This window comes from Klebsiella sp. K-3, assembly GCF_051207495.1.
Lineage (GTDB): Bacteria > Pseudomonadota > Gammaproteobacteria > Enterobacterales > Enterobacteriaceae > Klebsiella > Klebsiella aerogenes.
In genome coordinates this window covers 127,317-147,858 of the sequence record NZ_JBPNXF010000007.1, presented here as the reverse complement: position 1 = coordinate 147,858, position 20,542 = coordinate 127,317, and the positions used below count along the sequence as shown (strand labels likewise).

The following is a 20,542-nucleotide window of genomic DNA, read 5'->3' as shown; positions in this document are numbered from 1 at the left end:
GGTATAAATAAGCACACGCCACGGAAATGGCGTGGCGAAAAAACAGCCTGTCCACAGTATCAGCCCTTATCCGGGGAAACTGCGAGACAGCTCAATTTATCGAGGTTAACGAGGCGGTAAATACCGCCCGGCGTGAGGTGCGCCGGGCGTGAGGTCAGGGCTGAGTTTCCAGCCAGTCATCGAGGGTGTAGAGCGTGGCTCCGGCGGCGGCCATTTCCATAAAGGCAACGGCGCTGTCCTGCGGCTGCAGGTTGACGCCGCGACAGCCGTCGGTGATAACGTTAACGGTGTAGCCCAAATCCAGCGCATCGAGCACGGTAAATTTAACGCAGTAATCCGTCGCGAGGCCGAGAATGTTCAGCTCCGTCACGCCGTGCGCGCGTAGCCAGCCATCCAGTTCTGTTTTCTGCCGGTGACCGTTGTCGAAAAACGCGCTGTAGCTGTCGATTGCCGGGTTTTGCCCTTTATGAAACACGGCGTTGATGGCCTGCTGTTTCAGTAACGGGTGCAGCGCGGCGCCATCGCTATGCTGCACGCAGTGATCCGGCCAGAAAGTCTGCGGCAGGCCATCGAGCTCTCCCTGGGCATAGGGCTCGGCCTGATGCTGACTGGCAAAGCTACCATGGTTGGCCGGATGCCAGTCCTGGCTTGCGATGATGGCGTCGCCGCGCGCCAGACTCCAGTCGATCAGCTGATTTGCGATATCAATGGTGCTGTCGCCATCGGGGACGGCGAGTGCGCCGCCGGCGCAGAAATCGTTTTGCAGGTCGACCAATAGCAGCGCGCGGTGGCTCATGGCTTGCTCCTTACTCATCGGGGGTCAATTCGCCGCGCAGGTTTTGCTGCATGGCGTTTCGAATGGCCGCACCATCAAGGTTCTGACTGAGCAGATAGTGTAGCTTGGTCAGCGTCGCTTCCACGGTCATATCAAAACCGCTAATGACTCCGGCCTGCGCCAGCGCGTTGCCCGTGGCATAGCCACCCATATTCACCTTACCCGACATGCATTGCGTCAGGTTCACCACCACAATGCCGCGCTGGCTGGCTTCCGCCAGGACCTGAATAAACTCGCCGTTCTGCGGCGCATTGCCTACGCCATAGGAGCGCAGGATCAGCGCTTTCACCGGCTGACGCAGGAAATTACGCACCACATCGGCAGAAATCCCAGGATAGATAGTAACCACGCCGATAGGCTGCGGCGTAATCGGGTGGACGATCAACTCGCCATTTCCGTGCGGCGCCGGCGGGGTACCGAGACGGCGGATATGGATGCCGGCTTCCAGCAGCGGCGCCAGGTTTGGCGAAGCAAAGGCATCAAAACCGTCTGCGTGGGCCTTGGTCGTGCGGTTGCCGCGATACAGACGATTATTGAAGAACAGCGAAACTTCGTTGATGGGATAGTTGGCGGCGACGTACAGCGCATTGAGCAAGTTGATTTGCCCATCGGAACGCAGCTCGGCTAGCGGGATTTGTGACCCTGTCACAATGACCGGCTTACCTAAGTTCTCCAGCATGAACGACAGCGCCGAAGCGGTGAAGGCCATGGTATCGGTGCCGTGCAGGATAACAAAACCATCGTACTGGTCGTAGTGGTCGCGAATGTCGTCAGCGATATGCTGCCAGTCTTCCGGCGTCATATCAGACGAGTCCATTAACGGCGCATATTCATGAATAGTGAAGTCCGGCATCTCCGGACGGTGGAACTCGGGCATCAGCGCTAGCTGGCGCTGCAGGTGGCCGGAAACGGGGATATAACCGTGATCGGAGCGCTGCATACCGATGGTCCCACCGGTGTAGGCAACGTAAATCGATTTCTTTTGCATAGCATCGCTTAGGTTGGACGTGAACAGGCGCAGTATAAAGTGGCAGGCAAAAAAATAAAGCGCTAACCCTGGGAGTTGCAGAGAAGCGCTTGAATTTAATGTCGTTGAAACGCTGCCCCACTGTGGGGGCAGACGGGGAATTAACGAATATTGGCGCAGGTCAGACAGAAGGCATAGCGGTTCTGCGGATCGTTAAATGCCGCCAGTTTATCGCTTTCCGTTTTCACAACGTCTGCTGCAGCCGCAACCGGCGCAGGCAGATATGCCTGAATCGCGGCCGGCAGAGCAGCGCGCACCGAACCGGTCAGACTATCCATCACCATCGCGAAGAACGTTGGTTCTTCCTGATACCAGGTGATATGCCACTGTTTCAGTTTCGCCAGCTCCGCGGCTTTCGCCACCGCGTCGTCGAAATCGCCGAGGCTATCTACCAGGCCGTTGGCTTTGGCGTCTTCACCGGTCCAGACGTGGCCTTGTGCGATTTGGTCAATCTTCTCCGGCGTGCTCTTACGCGCGTTGGCGACCAGAGTGATAAAGCGCTTATAACCGTTCTCGATGCTCATCTGGATCAGCTGCTGAACTTCCGGCGGCAACGATTTGGTGGTCGAGACATCGGCCAGCGGCGAGGTGGCGACGCCATCGGTATGGACGCCAATTGAACCGAGCGTATTTTCCACCGTGTTAATCACGCCGAAGATACCGATGGAGCCGGTGAGGGTGCTCGGGTTCGCCACGATGTAATCCGCCGGGGTGGAGATCCAGTAACCGCCGGATGCCGCCATGCCGCCCATTGAGACCACCACCGGTTTACCCGCCGCTTTCGCCGCCGCCAGCTCTTCGCGAATCACTTCCGAGGCGCTGACGCTGCCGCCAGGGCTGTTGACGCGCAGAACGATCGCTTTCACTTTCGGATCCAGGCGCGCGTCGCGGATTTGCGCCGCGGTGGTGTCGCCGCCGACGTTACCCGGCGTTTCTTCACCATCCATGATGGCGCCGTTCGCAAAGATAACCGCTACCGCTGAACCCTGTTCAGCAGGCGCTTTGACGTTGTAATCGTAGTAGCTAATGGCGCGATAGTTGTTATCCGCTTTGCTCCAGCCAAACTGCTTAGTCAGCGCTTTTTCCACTTCCGTCGAAGTGGCCAGCTCGTCGACCAGCTTGTTATCCAGCGCGTATTTCGCGGTATCGCCATCGACTTTACGCAGGCCGTCGATCACGCCCTGAGCGCCGGGGAACAGCTGCTGCGCGGTGATCTGGCGGTTAGCGGCAATAGTGTTGAGATAGTTCTGCCACAGTTCGCCAATCCAACGGCTGTCCGCTTCACGCGCAGCCGGCGACATGTCGTCGCGAATAAACGGCTCGACGGCGGATTTGTAGGTACCGACGCGGAAAACGTGGGTCGAGACTTTCAGTTTATCCAGCAGCGATTTGTAGTACAGACCGTTGGTGGCAAAGCCGTGCAGGTCGACTTCACCCTGCGGCGAGAGCCAAATTTTATTGGCGAAGCTCGCCAGGTAGTATTGCCCCTGGGTGTAGCTGCTGCCGACGGCATATACCGGTTTACCGCTGTCGCGGAACTCGCGTAGCGCTTTACCGATGTACTGCATTGAGGGCTGATCGCCGCCGACGAAGTTTTTCAGATCCAGTACGATACCGGTGATATTACGGTCGTCTTTCGCCTGGCGAATCGTCTGTACGATATCGAACAGCGAGTTCTCCTGCAGACGATCGGAACTGGCGCCGAACAGCTGGCGGCCGATGACTCCCAGTTTGCTGCTGGCGGAAGGTTTATCAACGACCACGCCGGTGATGTTCATCAGCAGCGCGCCGCGCGCGGTATGTTCCGCGGTGCTGCTGCTAAACTGCGCCCAGATGCCGACGCAAATCAGCACCAGTGCCAGGAACACCAGGTTCAGCGCGAATTGGCGAATGAAATTGAGTATTCGCCATGTCCATTTAAAAAATCCGGCAAGAAATCGCCAAAGGGTTCGCATGTATTCTCCCTAATATTTTGATGATGGGTCAGCCGCAGGGGCTGCCGCGTCTGGCTATCCTAAAGAGAGTGCCGACGCTTGTCAGCAGGAATCACCCATCGGGCTGTAACAAAATCCATGCGCATGTTAATTTTATGCAAAATGACATCACAGGAGTTACACAGATGGATGCTCTCGAACTACTGATAAATCGCCGCAGCGCGTCGCGCCTGACCGACCCGGCTCCGGCTGGCGAACAGCTGGAAAATATCCTTCACGCGGGGATGCGCGCGCCGGATCACGGCACGTTACAGCCGTGGCGGTTCTTTATTATTGCCGATGATGGCCGCGAACGCTTTAGCCAACTGCTGGAAAAAGGGGCGATGGCCGCCGGGCAGGATGAAAAAGCCATTGAAAAAGCACGTAATGCGCCGTTCCGCGCACCGCTGATTATCGCGGTGGTCGCACGCTGTGAAGAACATCCGAAGGTACCGCTGTGGGAACAGGAAATGTCCGCAGGATGTGCGGTGATGGCGATGCAAATGGCCGCAGTGGCGCAGGGCTATAACGGTATCTGGCGTAGCGGCGCGTTAACCGAGAGTCCGGTTGTCCGCGAAGGCTTTGGCTGCCGCGAGCAGGACAAAATTGTCGGTTTTCTCTACCTCGGCACGCCGCAGTTAAAAGCATCGACCACGTTTGCGCGTCCGGATACCGCGCCGTTCGTCACGCGCTTCTGAGTCAGCGCTTGTTCCGCCGGGCGCGTTGTTGCTTACCGGGGCTACAGCGCTGTGCGATTTAGTAGCCCGGAGAAGGCGCGTTAAGCGCCGCCTCCGGGAGTTCAACGGCGATGACGTTACTTCTGCGTTTTGGCGAATTCATCTTTGGCTTTCTGTAACTGCTGCTGGAAGGCCGGGTTGGTGTGCAGGGTCGCCACTACCGCCGAGCCGACAATACGCGCCGCATCGACGTCGCTCTGCCAATGATAGCCGCAGATAACCCGGCTTTCGCCCAGCTCATAGCCGCGCTTAAGAATTTCGTTTTGCCGCTGCGGATTGATCTCCGCCAGTACCAGCGCGGTTGCCCAACCGATAGAGGTGTGGCCGGAAGGGTAAGAGCCATTTTTCGACAGCTTGTCCTGCTCGGTGGTGTTACAGGTTGAAACGCCGTAGAACGCAAACGGGCGAATGCGCATATATTTCTCTTTCGCGCTGCGGGTGGCCAGATCGCCGGCATCCTCAATCATATTCGTCAGCAGCTTATGTAACTGCGGCGCGTCTTTTTCGGTGATGGGCGAACCAAAGGCGCTGGAGAAGGCATTCGCCACGCCGCCGGCGCTAAGGTTGGCATCTTCAGCCGCCAGTTTACCGCGTTCGGTATTGCGCAGCAGTCGTCCTTTCTCATACATCGCCTGATCGTTTAAAAATGCGATGCTGCCAACTTCCGGCGGCGGCGGCAACAGCGCCAGGCTATCGATGGCCTGGGCATTTTTCAGATAATAGAGATCGGGTTTAGTGGTTGCATCGTTGCCGGCAGGGACCAGTGCGAAAGCGTTAACGGAAAACAGGCTGGCGAGGCAGAGGGCGAGAACGCGCTTTTTCATCTACATTTCCTTACGGTGTTATATGTCCAGAACAATGGTTTTGTTTTTAGTCACATTTTTGTCATCTGTAAGTAAAAGTTAAAATCACATTGAAAAAATTGTTCGGTATCGCAAAAACGCATATTTGTCTGCTTAATGAGCAACCACTCGCGATTTCGGACTGTCGCACTTATCACCTTGCCGTTTGGGCGCTACCATAGCGGGATTGCAATGACAGGAGATGTCCATGAGCGAGCAAGCTATTCGTTTAACGCAATACAGCCACGGAGCCGGTTGCGGTTGTAAAATTTCCCCTAAAGTGCTGGAAACCATTCTGCATAGCGAGCAGGCGAAGTTTGTCGACCCGAACCTGCTTGTCGGCAACGAAACCAGCGACGATGCGGCGGTCTACGATTTGGGTAACGGGACGTCGATCATCAGCACCACCGATTTTTTCATGCCGATCGTCGATAATCCTTTTGATTTTGGCCGTATCGCGGCGACTAACGCCATCAGCGACATTTTCGCCATGGGCGGCAAACCGATTATGGCGATTGCGATACTTGGCTGGCCAATCAACACGCTGGCGCCGGAGATTGCTCGCGAAGTGGTTGAAGGCGGGCGTTTTGCCTGCCAGCAGGCCGGGATTGCGCTGGCGGGCGGTCACTCTATCGATGCGCCGGAACCGATTTTCGGGCTCGCGGTGACCGGCGTGGTACCAACCGAACGTATCAAGAAAAACAGCACCGCGCAGGCGGGCTGCAAGCTGTATCTGACCAAACCTCTGGGTATTGGCGTGCTGACTACCGCCGAGAAGAAATCGCTGCTGAAGCCGGAACATCAGGGGCTGGCGACGGAGACCATGTGTCAGATGAACCTTGCCGGCGCCGCATTTGCCAATATCGAAGGGGTAAAAGCGATGACGGACGTCACCGGTTTCGGCCTGCTGGGGCATCTCAGCGAAGTCTGCCGCGGCGCGGGCGTTCAGGCGCAGCTAAACTACGCCGATATTCCTAAACTCCCGGGCGTTGAAGCCTATATCGCCGCCGGAGCGGTGCCGGGCGGCACCGGACGCAACTTTGCCAGCTACGGCCACTTGATGGGCGAGATGCCGGCGGCATGGCGCGATCTGCTGTGCGATCCGCAAACTTCCGGCGGCCTGCTGCTGGCGGTAACGCCGGAAGCTGAAGCCGAAGTCCAGGCCGCTGCTGCGGAATTTGGCATCAAGCTTGCCGCCATTGGCGAGCTGGTAACCGCCCGCGGCGGGCGTCCAATGATCGAGATCCGTTGATTAGATGCGGTTGTTTATTGCAGAAAAACCGAGTCTCGGTCGCGCTATCGCCGATGTGTTGCCTAAACCGCATCGTAAAGGCGATGGCTTTATTGAGTGCGGCAACGGGCAGGTGGTCACCTGGTGTATCGGCCACCTGCTGGAGCAGGCGCAGCCGGATGTTTACGACGGCCGCTATGCGCGCTGGAACCTGCTCGACCTTCCTATCGTACCGGAAAAGTGGCAACTGCAACCAAAACCGTCGGTCACGAAACAGCTGAACGTCATCAAGCGCCTGCTTGGCGAGGCGCAGGAAGTGGTTCACGCGGGAGACCCGGATAGAGAAGGGCAACTGCTGGTCGATGAAGTGTTGGACTACCTGCAGCTGGCGCCGGAAAAGCGCCAGCAGGTGCAGCGTTGCCTGATTAACGACCTGAACCCACAGGCGGTTGAACGGGCAATTAACCGCCTGCGCGCGAACAGCGAATTTGTCCCGCTGTGCGTATCGGCGCTGGCCCGCGCTCGCGCCGACTGGCTGTACGGCATCAACATGACCCGCGCCTACACCATTCTCGGGCGTAATGCCGGCTATCAGGGGGTGTTGTCGGTTGGCCGCGTACAGACGCCGGTATTGGGGTTGGTGGTACGTCGTGATGAAGAGATAGAGAACTTCGTCGCCAAAGATTTCTTTGACGTCAAAGCGCATATTGTCACGCCAAAAGACGAGCGGTTTATCGCCACCTGGGTGCCAAGCGAAGCCTGCGAACCCTATCAGGATGAAGAGGGGCGTTTACTGCATCGTCCGCTGGCCGAGCATGTGGTTAAACGTATCGAAGGCCAGCCGGCAATCGTGACCGGCTATAACGATAAGCGCGATTCCGAACCGGCGCCGCTACCGTTTTCGCTGTCAGCGTTACAGATCGAAGCGGCCAAACGCTTCGGCTTCAGCGCGCAGAACGTGCTGGATATCTGCCAGAAGCTGTATGAGACCCACAAACTGATTACCTATCCGCGTTCGGATAGCCGCTACCTGCCGGAAGAACATTTTGCCGGCCGCCATGCAGTACTGAATGCGATTAGCGTCCATGCGCCGGATCTGCTACCGCAGCCGGTGATGGATCCGGAGATCCGCAACCGCTGTTGGGATGATAAAAAGGTCGATGCGCACCACGCGATTATCCCAACCGCGCGCAGCAGTCAGGTCAAACTCAACGATAACGAAGAGAAAGTCTATAACCTGATCGCTCGTCAGTATCTGATGCAGTTCTGCCCGGATGCGGTATTCCGCAAGTGCCAGATTGACCTTGATATTGCTAACGGCAAATTTGTCGCCAAGGCGCGCTTCCTCGCCGAAGCGGGCTGGCGCGCGCTGCTTGGTAATAAAGAGCGCGACGAAGAGAACGATGGTACGCCGCTGCCGGTGGTCGCCAAAGGCGATGAGCTATTGTGCGAAAAAGGTGAAGTGGTGGAGCGACAGACCCAGCCGCCGCGCCACTTTACCGACGCGACGCTACTGTCGGCGATGACCGGTATTGCCCGCTTTGTGCAAGATAAAGAACTGAAAAAGATCCTCCGCGCGACCGACGGTCTGGGGACGGAAGCGACCCGCGCCGGGATTATAGAGCTGCTGTTTAAGCGCGGTTTCCTGAATAAAAAGGGGCGCTATATCCACTCATCGGACGCCGGTCGGGCGCTAATCCATTCCCTGCCGGAAATGGCCGCGCGCCCGGATATGACCGCCCATTGGGAGTCGGTATTGACGCAAATCAGCGAAAAACAGTGCCGCTATCAGGACTTTATGCAGCCGCTGGTAGGGACGCTTTTCCAGCTTATCGATCAGGCGCGGAGGACACCGGTGCGCCAGTTCCGTGGAATTATCTCACCGAACGAGGGTAAGAAAAAGAGCGCACTTCGCAAGCGTACCAGCAGAAAGACGCCACCTGCGCACGATCGAGGGGAAGATACTCCGACATAACCTCCGCCCCCTGCGCATAAGGATTCCAGGGGGCGATTTTAATGTTATGTTGTATATCATATCGCGGATTTTATTTTAAAATAGACCTTTCCTGTAATGAAGGAATAATTAATATATTTTATTATTGAATGATTCCTGTCTTTTTATATGTCTGATGTAGTGGTGTTGATTTGTTTTTCAAATCATACTTTAATAATATTTAAAATGAGTGGGTTTTATTTATACTAGAGCAGTAATCGCAGAGATTTATTCGCAATAGAAAATAAATCTATTCAGGACTGAAAATATCAAGGACGAAAATGATAATTGGTATCGATTTAGGTACAACGAATAGTCTGGCTGCCGTGTGGCAGAATGGTCAAGCGGTGCTCATACCCAATGCACTAGGTAAATATCTTACGCCTAGTGTGGTGAGTGTTGATGAGAACGGTATGGTGTTGGTGGGTGAAGCAGCCCGCGATCTCCAACTGGTGCGGCCGGCCAACTGCGCGGCGAACTTCAAGCGGTTGATGGGGACTGCGCAGACCATTATGCTGGGTAAACAGGCTTTTCGCCCGGAAGAACTCTCTTCACTGGTACTACGCCAGCTAAAAGAAGACGCTGAGAATTTCCTTGGTGAAACGGTAAATGAGGCAGTCATCAGCGTTCCCGCCTATTTTAGCGACGTGCAACGTAAAGCAACGAAAATTGCGGCCAGTATGGCCGGGTTAACCGTCGAGCGTCTGATTAACGAACCGACCGCCGCCGCGCTGGCCTACGGCCTGCACAACCAGGAAGATGAACACCAGTTCCTGGTATTTGATCTGGGTGGCGGCACGTTTGATGTCTCTATCCTTGAGTTGTTCGACAATATTATGGAAGTACGCGCCAGTGCCGGGGACAACTTCCTCGGTGGCGAGGATATTGTCGATATTCTGGTCGAGGCCTTTCGCCAACAGCAGGAATTCATGGAAGAGATCGAATGGCGGGAACCCACGCTACAGCGGCAACTGCGGGTAGAGGCTGAACGGGTTAAAAGAGCTCTGAGCCTGCGTGAAGCCGCGGTTTTCAGCGTGGAAATAAAAGGGCAACACTACCAGTGGCAAATCACCGAAACGGATTTTGAGTTGCTGTTAGAATCTTTTTTCGCCCGTATTCGGGAGCCGCTGGAAATGGCGATTCGTGATGCCCGGTTGGATATCTCTCAGTTAGATCAGGTCGTTCTGGTGGGAGGTTCAACGCGGATGCCGCTTATCCGCAAACTTGTCGCGCAACTCTTTGGCCGCCTGCCAGCAATGCATCTTAATCCTGACGAAGTGATAGCCCAGGGGGCGGCGATCCAGGCGGCGCTCAAAGCGCGCAATAGTGAACTTGAGGATGTTGTGGTCACTGATGTCTGTCCCTTCACCTTGGGCGTTAACACCTCAAGGACCTTGGGACACACACGGGAACAGGGATACTTTGCACCAATTATTGAGCGCAATCGCAGTATTCCTTGTAGCCGAATGCGGAAATTTTATACTGTTCACGACGACCAAGCCACTGTCGACTTTAAAATTTATCAGGGCGAGAGCCGAATGGTAGAGAATAATATCTTTCTGGCCGAGCTTTCTATTGCCGTACCACCCAAGGCGGCAGGAGAGGTCGAAATAGAAGTTCGTTTTACCTACGATATTAACGGACTGCTTGATGTTGATATTCATGTGCCGTTAACGGGCAATCGCAGCAGTCTGCTGATTGAACAGCATCCCGGAGCGTTGACGGAAGAACAGCTTCAGCAGTCGCTTGCTAAACTCAGCGCGCTGAAAATCCATCCTCGCGATGATCAGGCAAACCAGGCGCTAATGGCGCGTCTGGATCATCTCTATCAGTTGAGCCTTGGTGATACTCGCGAATGGATAAGTGATTGTTCGCGGCAGTTTAGCTACTTGCTGGAAAAGCAGGATAACGATCCGATTGTTGCTTTTCGTGAGCGGCTTAATCACATTCTTGACGACCTTGAGACGGACCGACTGCTATGAACTGTTGGGATATTCTGGGATTAGCGCCGGGAGCGGAGCCACGTGACATTAAGCGCCGTTTTGCGCAATTGGTAAAAATTCACCGTCCGGAGGACGATCCACAGGGCTATCAGCGGCTACGTCAAGCCTATGAAGCGGCGCTGAGCTGGGAAGAGAATGAGGATAATTTTCCGGAAGATGAAGAAGATGATGAGCAAGAGGACGGAGAACGTCATCCGGAGCAGACTTTCTTCCCCCGGCAACGCGGACCTATCCCGCTACGATCCGCAGACGTAGGCCGTGGCGCACTGGGCTGGCAAAATGTGCTGGAACGTCTGTTTCAGGTGAATGAAAGACAGCCTGAAAATGCCAGCAAGCAGCTCGAGGCCGCGTTGGGCGAACTCGAATATCTTGATCTGAAAGCGCGAATACGTTTTGAGGAAGAATTGCTGATCAATCTGCAGCAGCTTACTCGCCCGTTACTGACGTTAGCTGCGGCAAAATTCTTCCGTTGGCATCTGGTTGCCGCCGGGACTCGGGCCGCCATTCAGACTGCGATAAACGAAAGTTGCCTGCTGTATCAAAAATTAGAACAAGAAATAGCACCTCATTTTATTGCCGATATGTCGGGGGCTGAGGAAGTGGAGTGCGGCGATAAAATAAAAAAAATTTATTATTCAATAAGGGATAATGAAGTAAGTAAGACGTGGTTCGATGTCGTACTGCTATTACAGATTGGCAAATTTCAGCTCTCATCCAATTTTTTATGCCAACTCATTGAACTTGTTGAATGGTCATTTAAACCGGATGATAAAGTGCGCATATGGTCTTTGTCCGACCGTTTTCATGCCCTGGCCGCCGTGCATAAACAAAGTTATCGACAGCTCATTGCCGCGATAAACGTGCAGAATAATAATTATACTTCATCGATGGTTGTTAGCAGTTATTTAAAAGCTGCAGAACAGGGCCATGCCTTTTCATATAATAAACTGGCGGAAAAATATTATGCTGGCGCGGATGTCGAAAAAGACGACGCTCAGGCGGCATACTGGTATATCCGCGCGGCCGAGTCAGGACATATTTCTGCCCAGTACAATGTTGGAGTCCTCTATCGTGATGGCGTTGGCGTTGAAAAAAATGCGCAAAAAGCATTTGAATGGTATATGCAGGCCGCGCTGCAGGGCGATGACAAGTCGCAATATGCCGTGGGGGTTATGTATGAGACAGGTTCTGGTATCGAGCAGAATCTGACGCTGGCGTTTGAGTGGTATCTGAAGTCCGCAGAACAAGGAAATAGCTGGTCACAGCTTGAACTGGCAAAGATGTTATGTGGCGGCGGGACTGGCGTTGAAGAGGATCTGGCGAAGGCTTTTGCCTGGTGCGTTAAAAGCGCCGGGAGTGGGTATGACGCCGCGCAAAGTCAATTGGGGATCATGTACTTTCATGGCTGGGGTGTCGCGCAGGATTACCACCTGGCCAAGGAGTGGTATCTCAAGGCAGCGGGACAGGGAGAAAATACCGCTCAACATAATCTGAGTATTCTCTACCGCGACGGACTGGGAGTTGAAAAAGATCTCCAAAAATCTTTTGAATGGTGTTACCAATCGGCCATCCAGGGTTTTGTTAATGCGCAAAATGAACTTGGACATAAATATTATTATGGGCAGGGTATTCCGCAGAATTACATTCTGGCATATGAATGGTTTAGTAAAGCTGCTGGACAAAATGATTGTTGCGCGCAATTTTATCTCGGTGAGATTCATCGCTTTGGTTATATTCCCGATAGTGATTATCAGCAGGCGCTTTATTGGTTAAATCTGGCGGCGGAACATAACTATAGTCATGCGCAATATGCTTTAGGAATGATGTATTTTGATGGAGCTGGCGTAGAAAAAAATACGCAGACGGCGTTTCACTATTTTCATGCTGCTGCATTACAGGGGAACGCAGCAGCACAAAATAGCCTGGCCATTATGTTTGAGGACGGTAATGGCGTGACTCAGGATTTCCATCAGGCTAGCAAATGGTACATGCTTGCAGGTGAACAAGGTTTGAATGACGGCCAGTTTAATCTTGCGCTGTTGTATAAAAATCATCTCGCGGATCACCGCCAGGCCGTCTACTGGTTCACACAGTCCTATGAGCAAGGTGAGGATCTCGACGCGGCATTTATGCTTCATAAGATCTTTCAGGAAGGCGGTAAAGGAGTTGAGAAGGATGAAGAGCTGTCATTTACCTGGTGCGCCCGGGCGGCGCTCAGAGGACATAAAAAAGCTCAAAATGTGCTCTGTATACTCTATTATTGCGGATGTGGGGTCGAGAAGAGTTACGTTGATGCATGGGCCTGGGCACTTATTTTTGGCCCGGTAGGCATACTGTTAAAAATAAAGAAGTCAATGTCGTCGGAGGAAATTACGCAAGCGCAAGCTCTGGCAAAAGACCTGATAATACAGTATGAACTGGAAAGTACCTTTCACCCGCTATCGTAAAAATGGCGAACCTAAAAAACACCTCATCCGGCAGAGTCTTCAGCGGATGAGGTGTTGCAGGTATTTTAAATCACACCCTGCGCCAGCATGGCGTCAGCGACCTTGACGAAGCCGGCGATATTGGCGCCGCGAACGTAGTTGGTCTGTTTATCTTCACCGCCGTATTCGACGCAGGCGTGGTGAATATCCAACATAATGTGGTGCAGACGCGCATCCACTTTCTCCGCTTTCCAGCCCATACGCGCGGCGTTTTGCGCCATTTCAAGGCCGGATGTGGCGACGCCGCCAGCGTTGGCTGCTTTGCCCGGCGCGAACAGCACGCCAGCGTCGAGGAACAGATCGGTGGCGGCAATGGTGGTGGGCATGTTGGCGCCTTCGGCAACCGCTTTAACGCCATTGGCGATCAGCATTTGCGCGGCATCGACGTCCAGTTCGTTCTGGGTCGCGCACGGCAGCGCGATATCTACCGGCACTGACCACGGCTGTTGGCCTTCGAGGTAGGTCAGACCGAATTCGCGCGCGTAATCGGCAACGCGGCCGTGGCTACGCTCTTTAATATCGATCAGGCGGGCCAGTTTCTCTTTGGTGAAGCCGGCTTCGTCTACCACCGTACCGTTGGAATCGGAGGCGGTAATGACGCGCGCGCCGAATTCCATGGCTTTCTCAATGGCGAACTGCGCCACGTTGCCGGAGCCGGAGACCGCGACGCGCATCCCTTCGAAGCCAAGACCGTGGCGCTTGAGCATCGCTTCTGTAAAGTAAACCAGACCGTAACCGGTGGCCTCGGGGCGGATGAGACTGCCGCCGAAGGAGAGACCTTTGCCGGTGAAGACGCAGGCGCTATTGTTGGAAAGCTTGCGCATCATGCCGGCCATAAAACCGACTTCGCGGCCGCCAACGCCGATATCGCCCGCCGGCACGTCGGTGTCCGGGCCGAGATGACGATATAGTTCGGTCATCAAAGCCTGGCAGAAGCGCATCACTTCGCCGTCGCTTTTACCTTTCGGGTCGAAATCGCTGCCGCCTTTACCGCCGCCCATCGGCAGCGTGGTGAGGGCATTTTTGAAGGTCTGTTCGAAGCCCAGGAACTTAAGGATCGACAGGTTGACCGACGGGTGGAAGCGCATGCCGCCTTTGTACGGGCCAATCGCGGAGTTGAACTGCACGCGCCAGGCGCGGTTAACCTGAACCTGATTGCGATCGTCAACCCAGACGACGCGGAACTGGATGACGCGCTCCGGTTCGACCAGGCGTTCCAGCAAATTGAGCTGACGATAGCGCGGATTCTGTTCAAGGAACGGCCACAGAGTGGTCATCACTTCGCGGACGGCTTGAGCGAATTCAGTTTGATGCGGGTCGCGCTGTTGAACGCGGGCGAGAAAACTTTCCAGAGTACACGCCTGATCCATAGATGTAATTTCCCCTTACGGTTGTGGTTGCTTGTTATTTTTTATACCCGGCCTTGAAAATGCCGTTTTTCCGACTATAACACCGGAAATCGTTAGGCTGACAAGGAAAAATTGAGCGCGGAGAAAAATTTATAATTCGACAAGGGTCATAACTAAAAACGATGACCCAGGTCGGAGAGGGGGAAGAGAAACTAACCTGCCTGTTGAGCGATAAAGGCATTCAGCAGAGGAATATCCGCTGGCGCCAGATCAAATGCTAATGCTTGCGCCGGGGTACACCAACGCAGTTCGCTATGGTAACGGGCGACGGGTTCACCGCGAAATTCGGCGACCCACCAGGCATGCAGGTGGATCAAACGCCCGGAGACTTCCCGCTGATGGCTGGCGATATAGCGGGTTGGCCTCGCAACAATTGCCAGTTCCTCTTCCAGTTCGCGGGCTAACGCCTGCGGCTGGCTTTCGCCATGTTCGACTTTGCCGCCGGCGAACTCCCACAGCCCCGGTTGATCGGCGTGCGGCGGGCGCTGCGCCAGGAGAATTTTGCCGTCACGTTCAATAATGGCGGCGACGACATCAATCGTTTTTTGCATAGTTATCCTGAATCATTCAAATACCGGGCTTGCGCATAATGGCGTATTATCTCCGTCTTTCCCCTGTACCGACAACCTTTTAGCCTGATGGAGCGTCACCGTGCTTGATAGCCGCCTGCATCCCCGATTGAAGCCCGTACTGAATGCTATCGCCCGCGTGCTCGACCGTCCGGGGATCTCCCCTGACGGCCTGACGCTTTTCGGTTTTGCTATCGGCGTGCTGGCGCTGCCGTTTCTGGCGCTCGGCTGGTACGGCGCCGCGCTGGCGGCTATTGTGCTGAACCGGTTACTGGATGGCCTGGATGGCGCGCTGGCGCGGCGGCGTGGTCTCAGCGACGCCGGCGGGTTCTTGGATATTTCGCTCGATTTTTTGTTTTACGCGCTGGTGCCGTTCGGTTTTATTGTTGCCGACCCGGCGCAAAATGCGCTGGCGGGCGGCTGGCTGCTGTTTGCGTTTATCGGCACCGGCAGCAGCTTCCTGGCATTTGCGACCCTTGCGGCAAAGCATCAGATTGCCAATCCGGGCTATGCGCATAAATCATTTTATTATCTAGGCGGGTTGACTGAAGGAACGGAGACAATCCTGCTATTTGTGCTGTGTTGCCTGTTTCCGGCGAACTTCCCCTGGCTGGCGTGGTGTTTTGGCGCGCTATGTTGGCTGACAACCTTCACCCGTATCTGGAGCGGCTACCTGACGCTGAGGGAGGCGCAAAGCCAGAACCTCCCTCAGTAGTAGGATTATTTGCTGCTGTCCGGGCCACGTTCGCCGGTGGCTACCGGGTTTTGCGGATTACTGCTCCATTCGTACCAGCCGCCGTCGTAAACGGAGACGTTTTTCCAGCCCATCGCACGGGCGTACATGAAGGTTTCTGAGGCGCGCCAGCCAGTGCCGCAGTAAAATGAGACCTGCTGGTTGGGCAGAATGTTCCACTGTTTCCACATCGCCGCGATATCATCGGCGCTGCGCATCGTGCCGTCCGGATTATGGAAGTCTTCCATATGCGTGGAATCGCTGCCGGCATGACCCCAGCGGGCGCCGGCAATATCGCCCTTCGGCTTGATGTAGCTGTAGCCGCTGGTGGTGCCGATAAATTCCGGCCACGAGCGGACGCTGACCAGCGAAGCATCCTGGCGGTGTAGTAACCCGCGCGCCTGTTCGGTATCGAGCATTAACTGTGGCTGACCGGGGATCGGCGCGCCGAAATCCGGCACCGCTTTTTCTTTGGCTGGCATGCCGCGCTCGACCGGCAGATTCGCGTCGGACCAGCTTTTCCAACCGCCGTCGAGCAGGCGTACATCTTTCACCCCGGCATACAGCATGATCTGCGCGACGCGCGCGGCGGCGTAGACGTCGCGGCCGTACAGAATCACCGTGGTGTCATGGCGAATACCGTGTTTAGCCAGCATCGCTTTTAGCTGTTCATCGGACACTTTGTTCCACAGCGGCTCGCTTTCCACTTCATTGGTATCAATATAACCGGCGCCGGGAATATGATTCAGCAGATAAAACTTCGGCGCGCCCCAGGCCACTTCAAACAGTTTCCAGTCGCCCTGCGGGGCGGCGGTAACGGTTTTACCTTGCTGTAAATCGTGGATCCACTGCGGATACACCAGCTGCTCAAAGTGCGGCAGCTTCTGCAGGCGCTCGCCCTGACTGAAAGCGTCGCTAAGGGTGCTGAGTTTGGTGAATCCGGCTTCTTTCAGGCGCGCCGCAACCCTGGCGTTATCGTCAGCGCCGCCATATAACGCGATTGGCGTATCGGCCTGCAGCTGGTGCTGAGTAGCCCAGGCACGCAGTTGTTCGTTGCTCATTGCGCCAAGCCAGCTAGCAGAGAGGTTTAGCGCCTGCGGTTCATGGCCCTCTGGGCCGTTGGCGCTTTGCGGCCAACCGTTATAGAAAGCGCTGAGGCGGGTGTCTATCGCCACGCCGTGCTGCTGTTGCAGCGTTGAAAAATCCAGCGTTGGCATGGTATCAGCGGCGAAAGTAGAGGAAGCAGCAAGCCCCATGAGCAGGGCGAGTGCGGTCAATTGAGAAACACGTTTCATCGAAATGCCCGACGGTAGAAAGAGGAGGGCTCATTTTCTGCTCCTGATAAGGGAATTTCTTTGCGATAACGCAGGTTAGGCGAAATTTGCCTGCCAGGCGGCGATATTTATACAGCGTCCGCCCGACGGGAGATCCTGGCTGTCATGAGTCACCAGGAGCGCCGGGATTGCCAGCCGGTCAATTTCCGCAAACACCCACTGGCGAAAATCGGCGCGAAGTTCTGCATCCAGGCGATTAAAAGGCTCATCCAGCAGCAGCGCTTGCGGTCTCGCCAGCAGAGCGCGCAGAAGGCTGACGCGCGCGCGCTGTCCGCCGGAGAGCGTGGCCGGATCGCGCGAGGCGAAGCCCGGCATACCGGCGCGCGCCAGCGCCTGTTCAACTTCAACCTGGCGCGCCGCGCCGCGGATCTCCGCAGGCAGGGCGAGCTGTAAATTGTTGCCCACGCTGAAGTGGTCAAACAGTAGCGCATCCTGAAACAGGATGCCAATGCGCCGCGCTTCGGTGGCGAGCCTGTCGCAGCGGCGTTCGTTGAGCCATAATTCACCTTCGGCGCGAAAAGTGTCGGCAAGCGCGCCGATCATCCAGGCGAAAAGGGTTGATTTACCGCTGCCGGAAGGGCCCATCAGCGCCAACACCTCGCCGGGAGCGACAGAAAAATTTACCCCCCACAACAGCGGTTGGCGGTGGAGGGTTAATGTCAGATTGTGAACGGTTAGCATTAGCGTAATCCCCGGCGGCGACGGCCTATAAACCAGGCTATCAGCGCAGTAACCATAAAACAGATCGCCGGTAGCAGCAATTGCCACAGCGCTTGTGCGGCAAGCCGCGTACTGTCGCCGCCGCTGCTCAGCGCCACCGCTTCGCTGGTCAACGTCGGCGTACGTCCGCCGCCGAGCCACACGGTCGGCAGATATTGCGCGATACTCACCGAAAACCCGACCGCCAGCGCGGTGAGCAGCGGGCGCGCCATTGACGGCAATTTGACCCACCAAAACAGGCGGCCGCGCCGCCAGCCAAGCGTACGGGCAATCAATAACAGCCGTGGATCAAGATTGCGCCACGCCGGGGAGAGGATAAACAGCATCCATGGCACGACCCATAACAGATGCCCCCATAATACCGTCATCAATTGACCGTCGAGCCAGCCCGCGAGCGCTAATTGATATTGACCATCGGCAAGCGGCAGCGTCGGGATGATTAATGGCAGCCAGAGTCCGTTATATCTGGCGGGACCGAACTCCAGCCACAGCAGACACAGCGCGGCCCCCAGTATCGCCGCGCCTAACGCCAGCCAGAGGCTGTTGCCGATCGCCTCAGCCGTTGGCAGCGTCCATTGTGAAATGCCAGCCAACAGCAACGCGCAAACCAGACCGCAGGCGGGTACCGCCTGCGCCAGAATATGTCCCGTCGCTGCGTTGGCAGGGGGGGCGCGCTTGCCGCGTAGTGCGGGAATGCTTTGCCGCCAGCGGCGCCAGCCTACCGATGCGATGGCCGCGAAGATTAACGTGAAGGCAAGCAGCAGCAGGCTGGCCAGCGCGCCTTTCGCCTGTTGCAGCGGATCGCCCTGATTAAGCCACTGCCACGCCAGTACCGCCAGCGTTGGTGGATTTCCAGGACCGATCACCAAAGCGGCATCCACCGCCGACAGACTCCAGGCGACGGTGGCCAGCAGAACAAGGCTCATCGATGGCAGCAGCGCTGGTACAATAATCCACTGCAGACATTGCCTGCGGTTGTAGCCGAGGGTTTTCATGACTACGGTTTGGGCGGCCAGCTGTTTTTCGCCCAGTACGCCATACGCCACCCACAGTAAAAAAGCGCTCTCTTTGACCGCCATTGTCAGGCCCAGACCGATACCGTAGCGATCGGCCGGTGGGCTCAAGGCGGGAAACAGACGATACAGCCAGCCGCCTTCGGCAAATAGCAGCAGGGCGGCGGTGGCGAAAGCGACATGGGGTACGGCCAGCAGCAGCGGTAATCTTCTCGCCAGGCGCTGCCAGCCGGCGGCTGGCCATAACGCGCCAATCACCGTCAGGGTGATGAACAGCGCGCCGCCCACCGCCAGTAGCGTAGAAACTAGCGTCGCGGCCAGCGCCTGCGGCAACTGCGGATCGCTAAATAGCCCCCGCCAGGCCGCGGCGTCGACGGCGGGTATCGCCATCAAAGCGGCGGCGGGAAGCATGGGGAGGTAGATAAGCGCTATCGCTCCCCACGTCAGCGCAATTAGTGGGTACCGTAGCGGCGCAACCATTCCTGCTCCAGCGCGTCAACCCAGGCGGCGTGCGGTTCTGCCAGCATCGGCGGCGTCGCTTTCGGTTGTACGGCGTACAATGCGGCGCGCTGGGCGTCGTTGAGTCTTTCGGGATCGAGTACGCAGGGATCGCCCCAGATTTGCGGATCGGCTTTGCGTAACTGAGCCTGTGGCGACAGCAGGAAGTTGGCAACCACCTGTGCGCCTGCCGTCGCGCGGGCGTTGGCGGGGATAGCGACAAAATGCACGTTGCCGAGCATCCCTTGTTTAAAACCGAAGCTATAACTGTCTGGCGGAAGTTCGCCGCTGGCGGCTTTTTGCTGCGCATGCAGCGGATTGAAGGTCAGCGATAGTTGTAGCGTGCCTTGCGCCAGCATCGCGTCCATCCGCGCCGGCGACAGCGGAAAATCGCGGCCCTGGCGCCAGAGCAGCGGGTGTAGCCTGTCGAGATAGGCCCAAAGCGGCGCGGTCACCGCGGCGAAACTTGTCTCCTGCGGCGGCTGGCGCAGGGCCTCCGGCCGATCGGTCAACGCAACCAGCAACTGCTCAAGGAAAGCGGTGCCGGTAAAATCCGGCGGCCGCGGATAGGTGACGCTGCCTGGATGCGCTGTGGCGAAAGCCAGTAGCGCCTGTGCGCTGTCCGGTGGTTGAGCCAGCTGCGATCGGCGGGCGATAAAAGTCAGCTGCGCGCCGCCCCACGGGGATTCCGCGCCGTCGGTGGCGATGGAGAAATCTTCGCGAACCGGTTTTTGCGTATCGACGTAGCGCCAGTTAGGCAGCTTTTCGGCCCAGCCGCTGTGCAGTAAATTCGCCTGCTTCAACGTGCGGAAATTCTCGCCATTAACCCACAATAAATCGATTGAACCGCCGCGGGAACGACCAGCACGCGCCTCGGTCTGAATACGCTTAACGGCATCGGCGGCATCGGCGATATGTACAATACGCAGATCGACGGCGTAATCGCGTTTCACCTCGGCGCTGACCCAGTCGAGGTAGCGGTTAACCGCCGGGTCGCCGCCCCAGGCGTTAAACCACACCGTCTGGCCACGCGCCTGCTGGCTGATGCTCTGCCAGTTCTCGTCGGCGTTGGCGAGAGTCGGGGCCAGCAGCAGCGCGGCAAGCCAAATTAAACAATAACGCAGACTGCGCATATTGAC

Annotated in this window: 16 protein-coding genes; 6 read left to right on the top strand and 10 right to left on the bottom strand. The window is 56.2% G+C overall.

Going from position 1 to position 20,542, the window contains the following annotated elements; genetic code table 11:
• Nucleotides 1-154: 154 nt before the first annotated feature.
• The 3 genes from pncA to sppA form a co-directional block, all read right to left on the bottom strand.
• Complete coding sequence (gene pncA, locus ACSEMK_RS13015) at nucleotides 155-796, bottom strand: bifunctional nicotinamidase/pyrazinamidase (protein WP_213795006.1); 642 nt, start codon at nucleotides 794-796, stop codon at nucleotides 155-157.
• A gap of 10 nt (nucleotides 797-806) precedes the next feature.
• The gene (gene ansA, locus ACSEMK_RS13010; protein ID WP_045393280.1) at nucleotides 807-1,823 is read right to left on the bottom strand and encodes an asparaginase; all 1,017 of its coding nucleotides are present in this window, start codon (nucleotides 1,821-1,823) and stop codon (nucleotides 807-809) included.
• A gap of 140 nt (nucleotides 1,824-1,963) precedes the next feature.
• A complete protein-coding gene (gene sppA / locus ACSEMK_RS13005; RefSeq protein WP_087859327.1) occupies nucleotides 1,964-3,817 on the bottom strand; it encodes a signal peptide peptidase SppA in 1,854 nt (617 codons plus the stop codon).
• Nucleotides 3,818-3,981: 164 nt separating this feature from the next.
• On the opposite strand from sppA, the gene ACSEMK_RS13000 reads away from it, so the two are divergent.
• Nucleotides 3,982-4,533: an NAD(P)H nitroreductase gene (locus tag ACSEMK_RS13000; protein WP_316424103.1), complete on the top strand. Its 552-nt coding sequence runs from the start codon at nucleotides 3,982-3,984 to the stop codon at nucleotides 4,531-4,533.
• A 116-nt stretch (nucleotides 4,534-4,649) separates the two neighbouring features.
• Here ACSEMK_RS13000 and phoC read toward each other — a convergent pair whose 3' ends face one another.
• A complete protein-coding gene (gene phoC / locus ACSEMK_RS12995; RefSeq protein ID WP_015705781.1) occupies nucleotides 4,650-5,396 on the bottom strand; it encodes an acid phosphatase PhoC in 747 nt (248 codons plus the stop codon).
• A gap of 226 nt (nucleotides 5,397-5,622) precedes the next feature.
• On the opposite strand from phoC, the gene selD reads away from it, so the two are divergent.
• The 4 genes from selD (at nucleotide 5,623) to ACSEMK_RS12975 (ending at nucleotide 13,088) form a co-directional block, all read left to right on the top strand.
• Nucleotides 5,623-6,666, top strand: a complete 1,044-nt coding sequence (gene selD, locus ACSEMK_RS12990) for a selenide, water dikinase SelD (RefSeq protein WP_032708315.1) — start codon at nucleotides 5,623-5,625, stop codon at nucleotides 6,664-6,666.
• A 4-nt stretch (nucleotides 6,667-6,670) separates the two neighbouring features.
• Nucleotides 6,671-8,620 (top strand): DNA topoisomerase III, encoded by a 1,950-nt coding sequence (locus tag ACSEMK_RS12985; RefSeq protein ID WP_316424102.1) that lies wholly within the window; start codon nucleotides 6,671-6,673, stop codon nucleotides 8,618-8,620.
• 299 nt (nucleotides 8,621-8,919) lie between these two features.
• Nucleotides 8,920-10,620 carry an Hsp70 family protein gene (locus ACSEMK_RS12980; protein ID WP_430914513.1) on the top strand — a complete coding sequence of 567 codons (1,701 nt, stop codon included), beginning with the start codon at nucleotides 8,920-8,922 and terminating at the stop codon, nucleotides 10,618-10,620.
• Nucleotides 10,617-13,088 carry a hypothetical protein gene (locus tag ACSEMK_RS12975; RefSeq protein ID WP_430914512.1) on the top strand — a complete coding sequence of 824 codons (2,472 nt, stop codon included), beginning with the start codon at nucleotides 10,617-10,619 and terminating at the stop codon, nucleotides 13,086-13,088. Before ACSEMK_RS12980 ends, ACSEMK_RS12975 begins: the two co-directional genes overlap by 4 nt.
• Nucleotides 13,089-13,153: 65 nt before the next feature.
• Here ACSEMK_RS12975 and gdhA read toward each other — a convergent pair whose 3' ends face one another.
• On the bottom strand, nucleotides 13,154-14,497 hold the full coding sequence (gdhA, locus tag ACSEMK_RS12970) for an NADP-specific glutamate dehydrogenase (protein WP_430914511.1): 1,344 nt from the start codon (nucleotides 14,495-14,497) through the stop codon (nucleotides 13,154-13,156).
• A gap of 191 nt (nucleotides 14,498-14,688) precedes the next feature.
• Nucleotides 14,689-15,087 (bottom strand): pyrimidine (deoxy)nucleoside triphosphate diphosphatase, encoded by a 399-nt coding sequence (locus ACSEMK_RS12965; RefSeq protein ID WP_087859332.1) that lies wholly within the window; start codon nucleotides 15,085-15,087, stop codon nucleotides 14,689-14,691.
• Between the two features lie 100 nt (nucleotides 15,088-15,187).
• On the opposite strand from ACSEMK_RS12965, the gene ACSEMK_RS12960 reads away from it, so the two are divergent.
• Complete coding sequence (locus tag ACSEMK_RS12960) at nucleotides 15,188-15,820, top strand: CDP-alcohol phosphatidyltransferase family protein (protein ID WP_213794835.1); 633 nt, start codon at nucleotides 15,188-15,190, stop codon at nucleotides 15,818-15,820.
• A gap of 5 nt (nucleotides 15,821-15,825) precedes the next feature.
• Here the strand turns inward: ACSEMK_RS12960 and ACSEMK_RS12955 are convergent, their stop codons facing one another.
• The 4 genes from ACSEMK_RS12955 to ACSEMK_RS12940 form a co-directional block, all read right to left on the bottom strand.
• Nucleotides 15,826-17,133 (bottom strand): rhodanese-like domain-containing protein, encoded by a 1,308-nt coding sequence (locus ACSEMK_RS12955; protein WP_430914510.1) that lies wholly within the window; start codon nucleotides 17,131-17,133, stop codon nucleotides 15,826-15,828.
• A 75-nt stretch (nucleotides 17,134-17,208) separates the two neighbouring features.
• Complete coding sequence (locus ACSEMK_RS12950; RefSeq protein WP_430914509.1) at nucleotides 17,209-17,853, bottom strand: ATP-binding cassette domain-containing protein; 645 nt, start codon at nucleotides 17,851-17,853, stop codon at nucleotides 17,209-17,211.
• Nucleotides 17,853-19,385: a thiamine ABC transporter permease gene (locus tag ACSEMK_RS12945; RefSeq protein WP_430914508.1), complete on the bottom strand. Its 1,533-nt coding sequence runs from the start codon at nucleotides 19,383-19,385 to the stop codon at nucleotides 17,853-17,855. Before ACSEMK_RS12945 ends, ACSEMK_RS12950 begins: the two co-directional genes overlap by 1 nt.
• Nucleotides 19,358-20,536 (bottom strand): ABC transporter substrate-binding protein, encoded by a 1,179-nt coding sequence (locus tag ACSEMK_RS12940; protein ID WP_435336561.1) that lies wholly within the window; start codon nucleotides 20,534-20,536, stop codon nucleotides 19,358-19,360. The genes ACSEMK_RS12945 and ACSEMK_RS12940 overlap by 28 nt, the downstream gene beginning before the upstream one ends.
• Nucleotides 20,537-20,542: the final 6 nt, after the last annotated feature.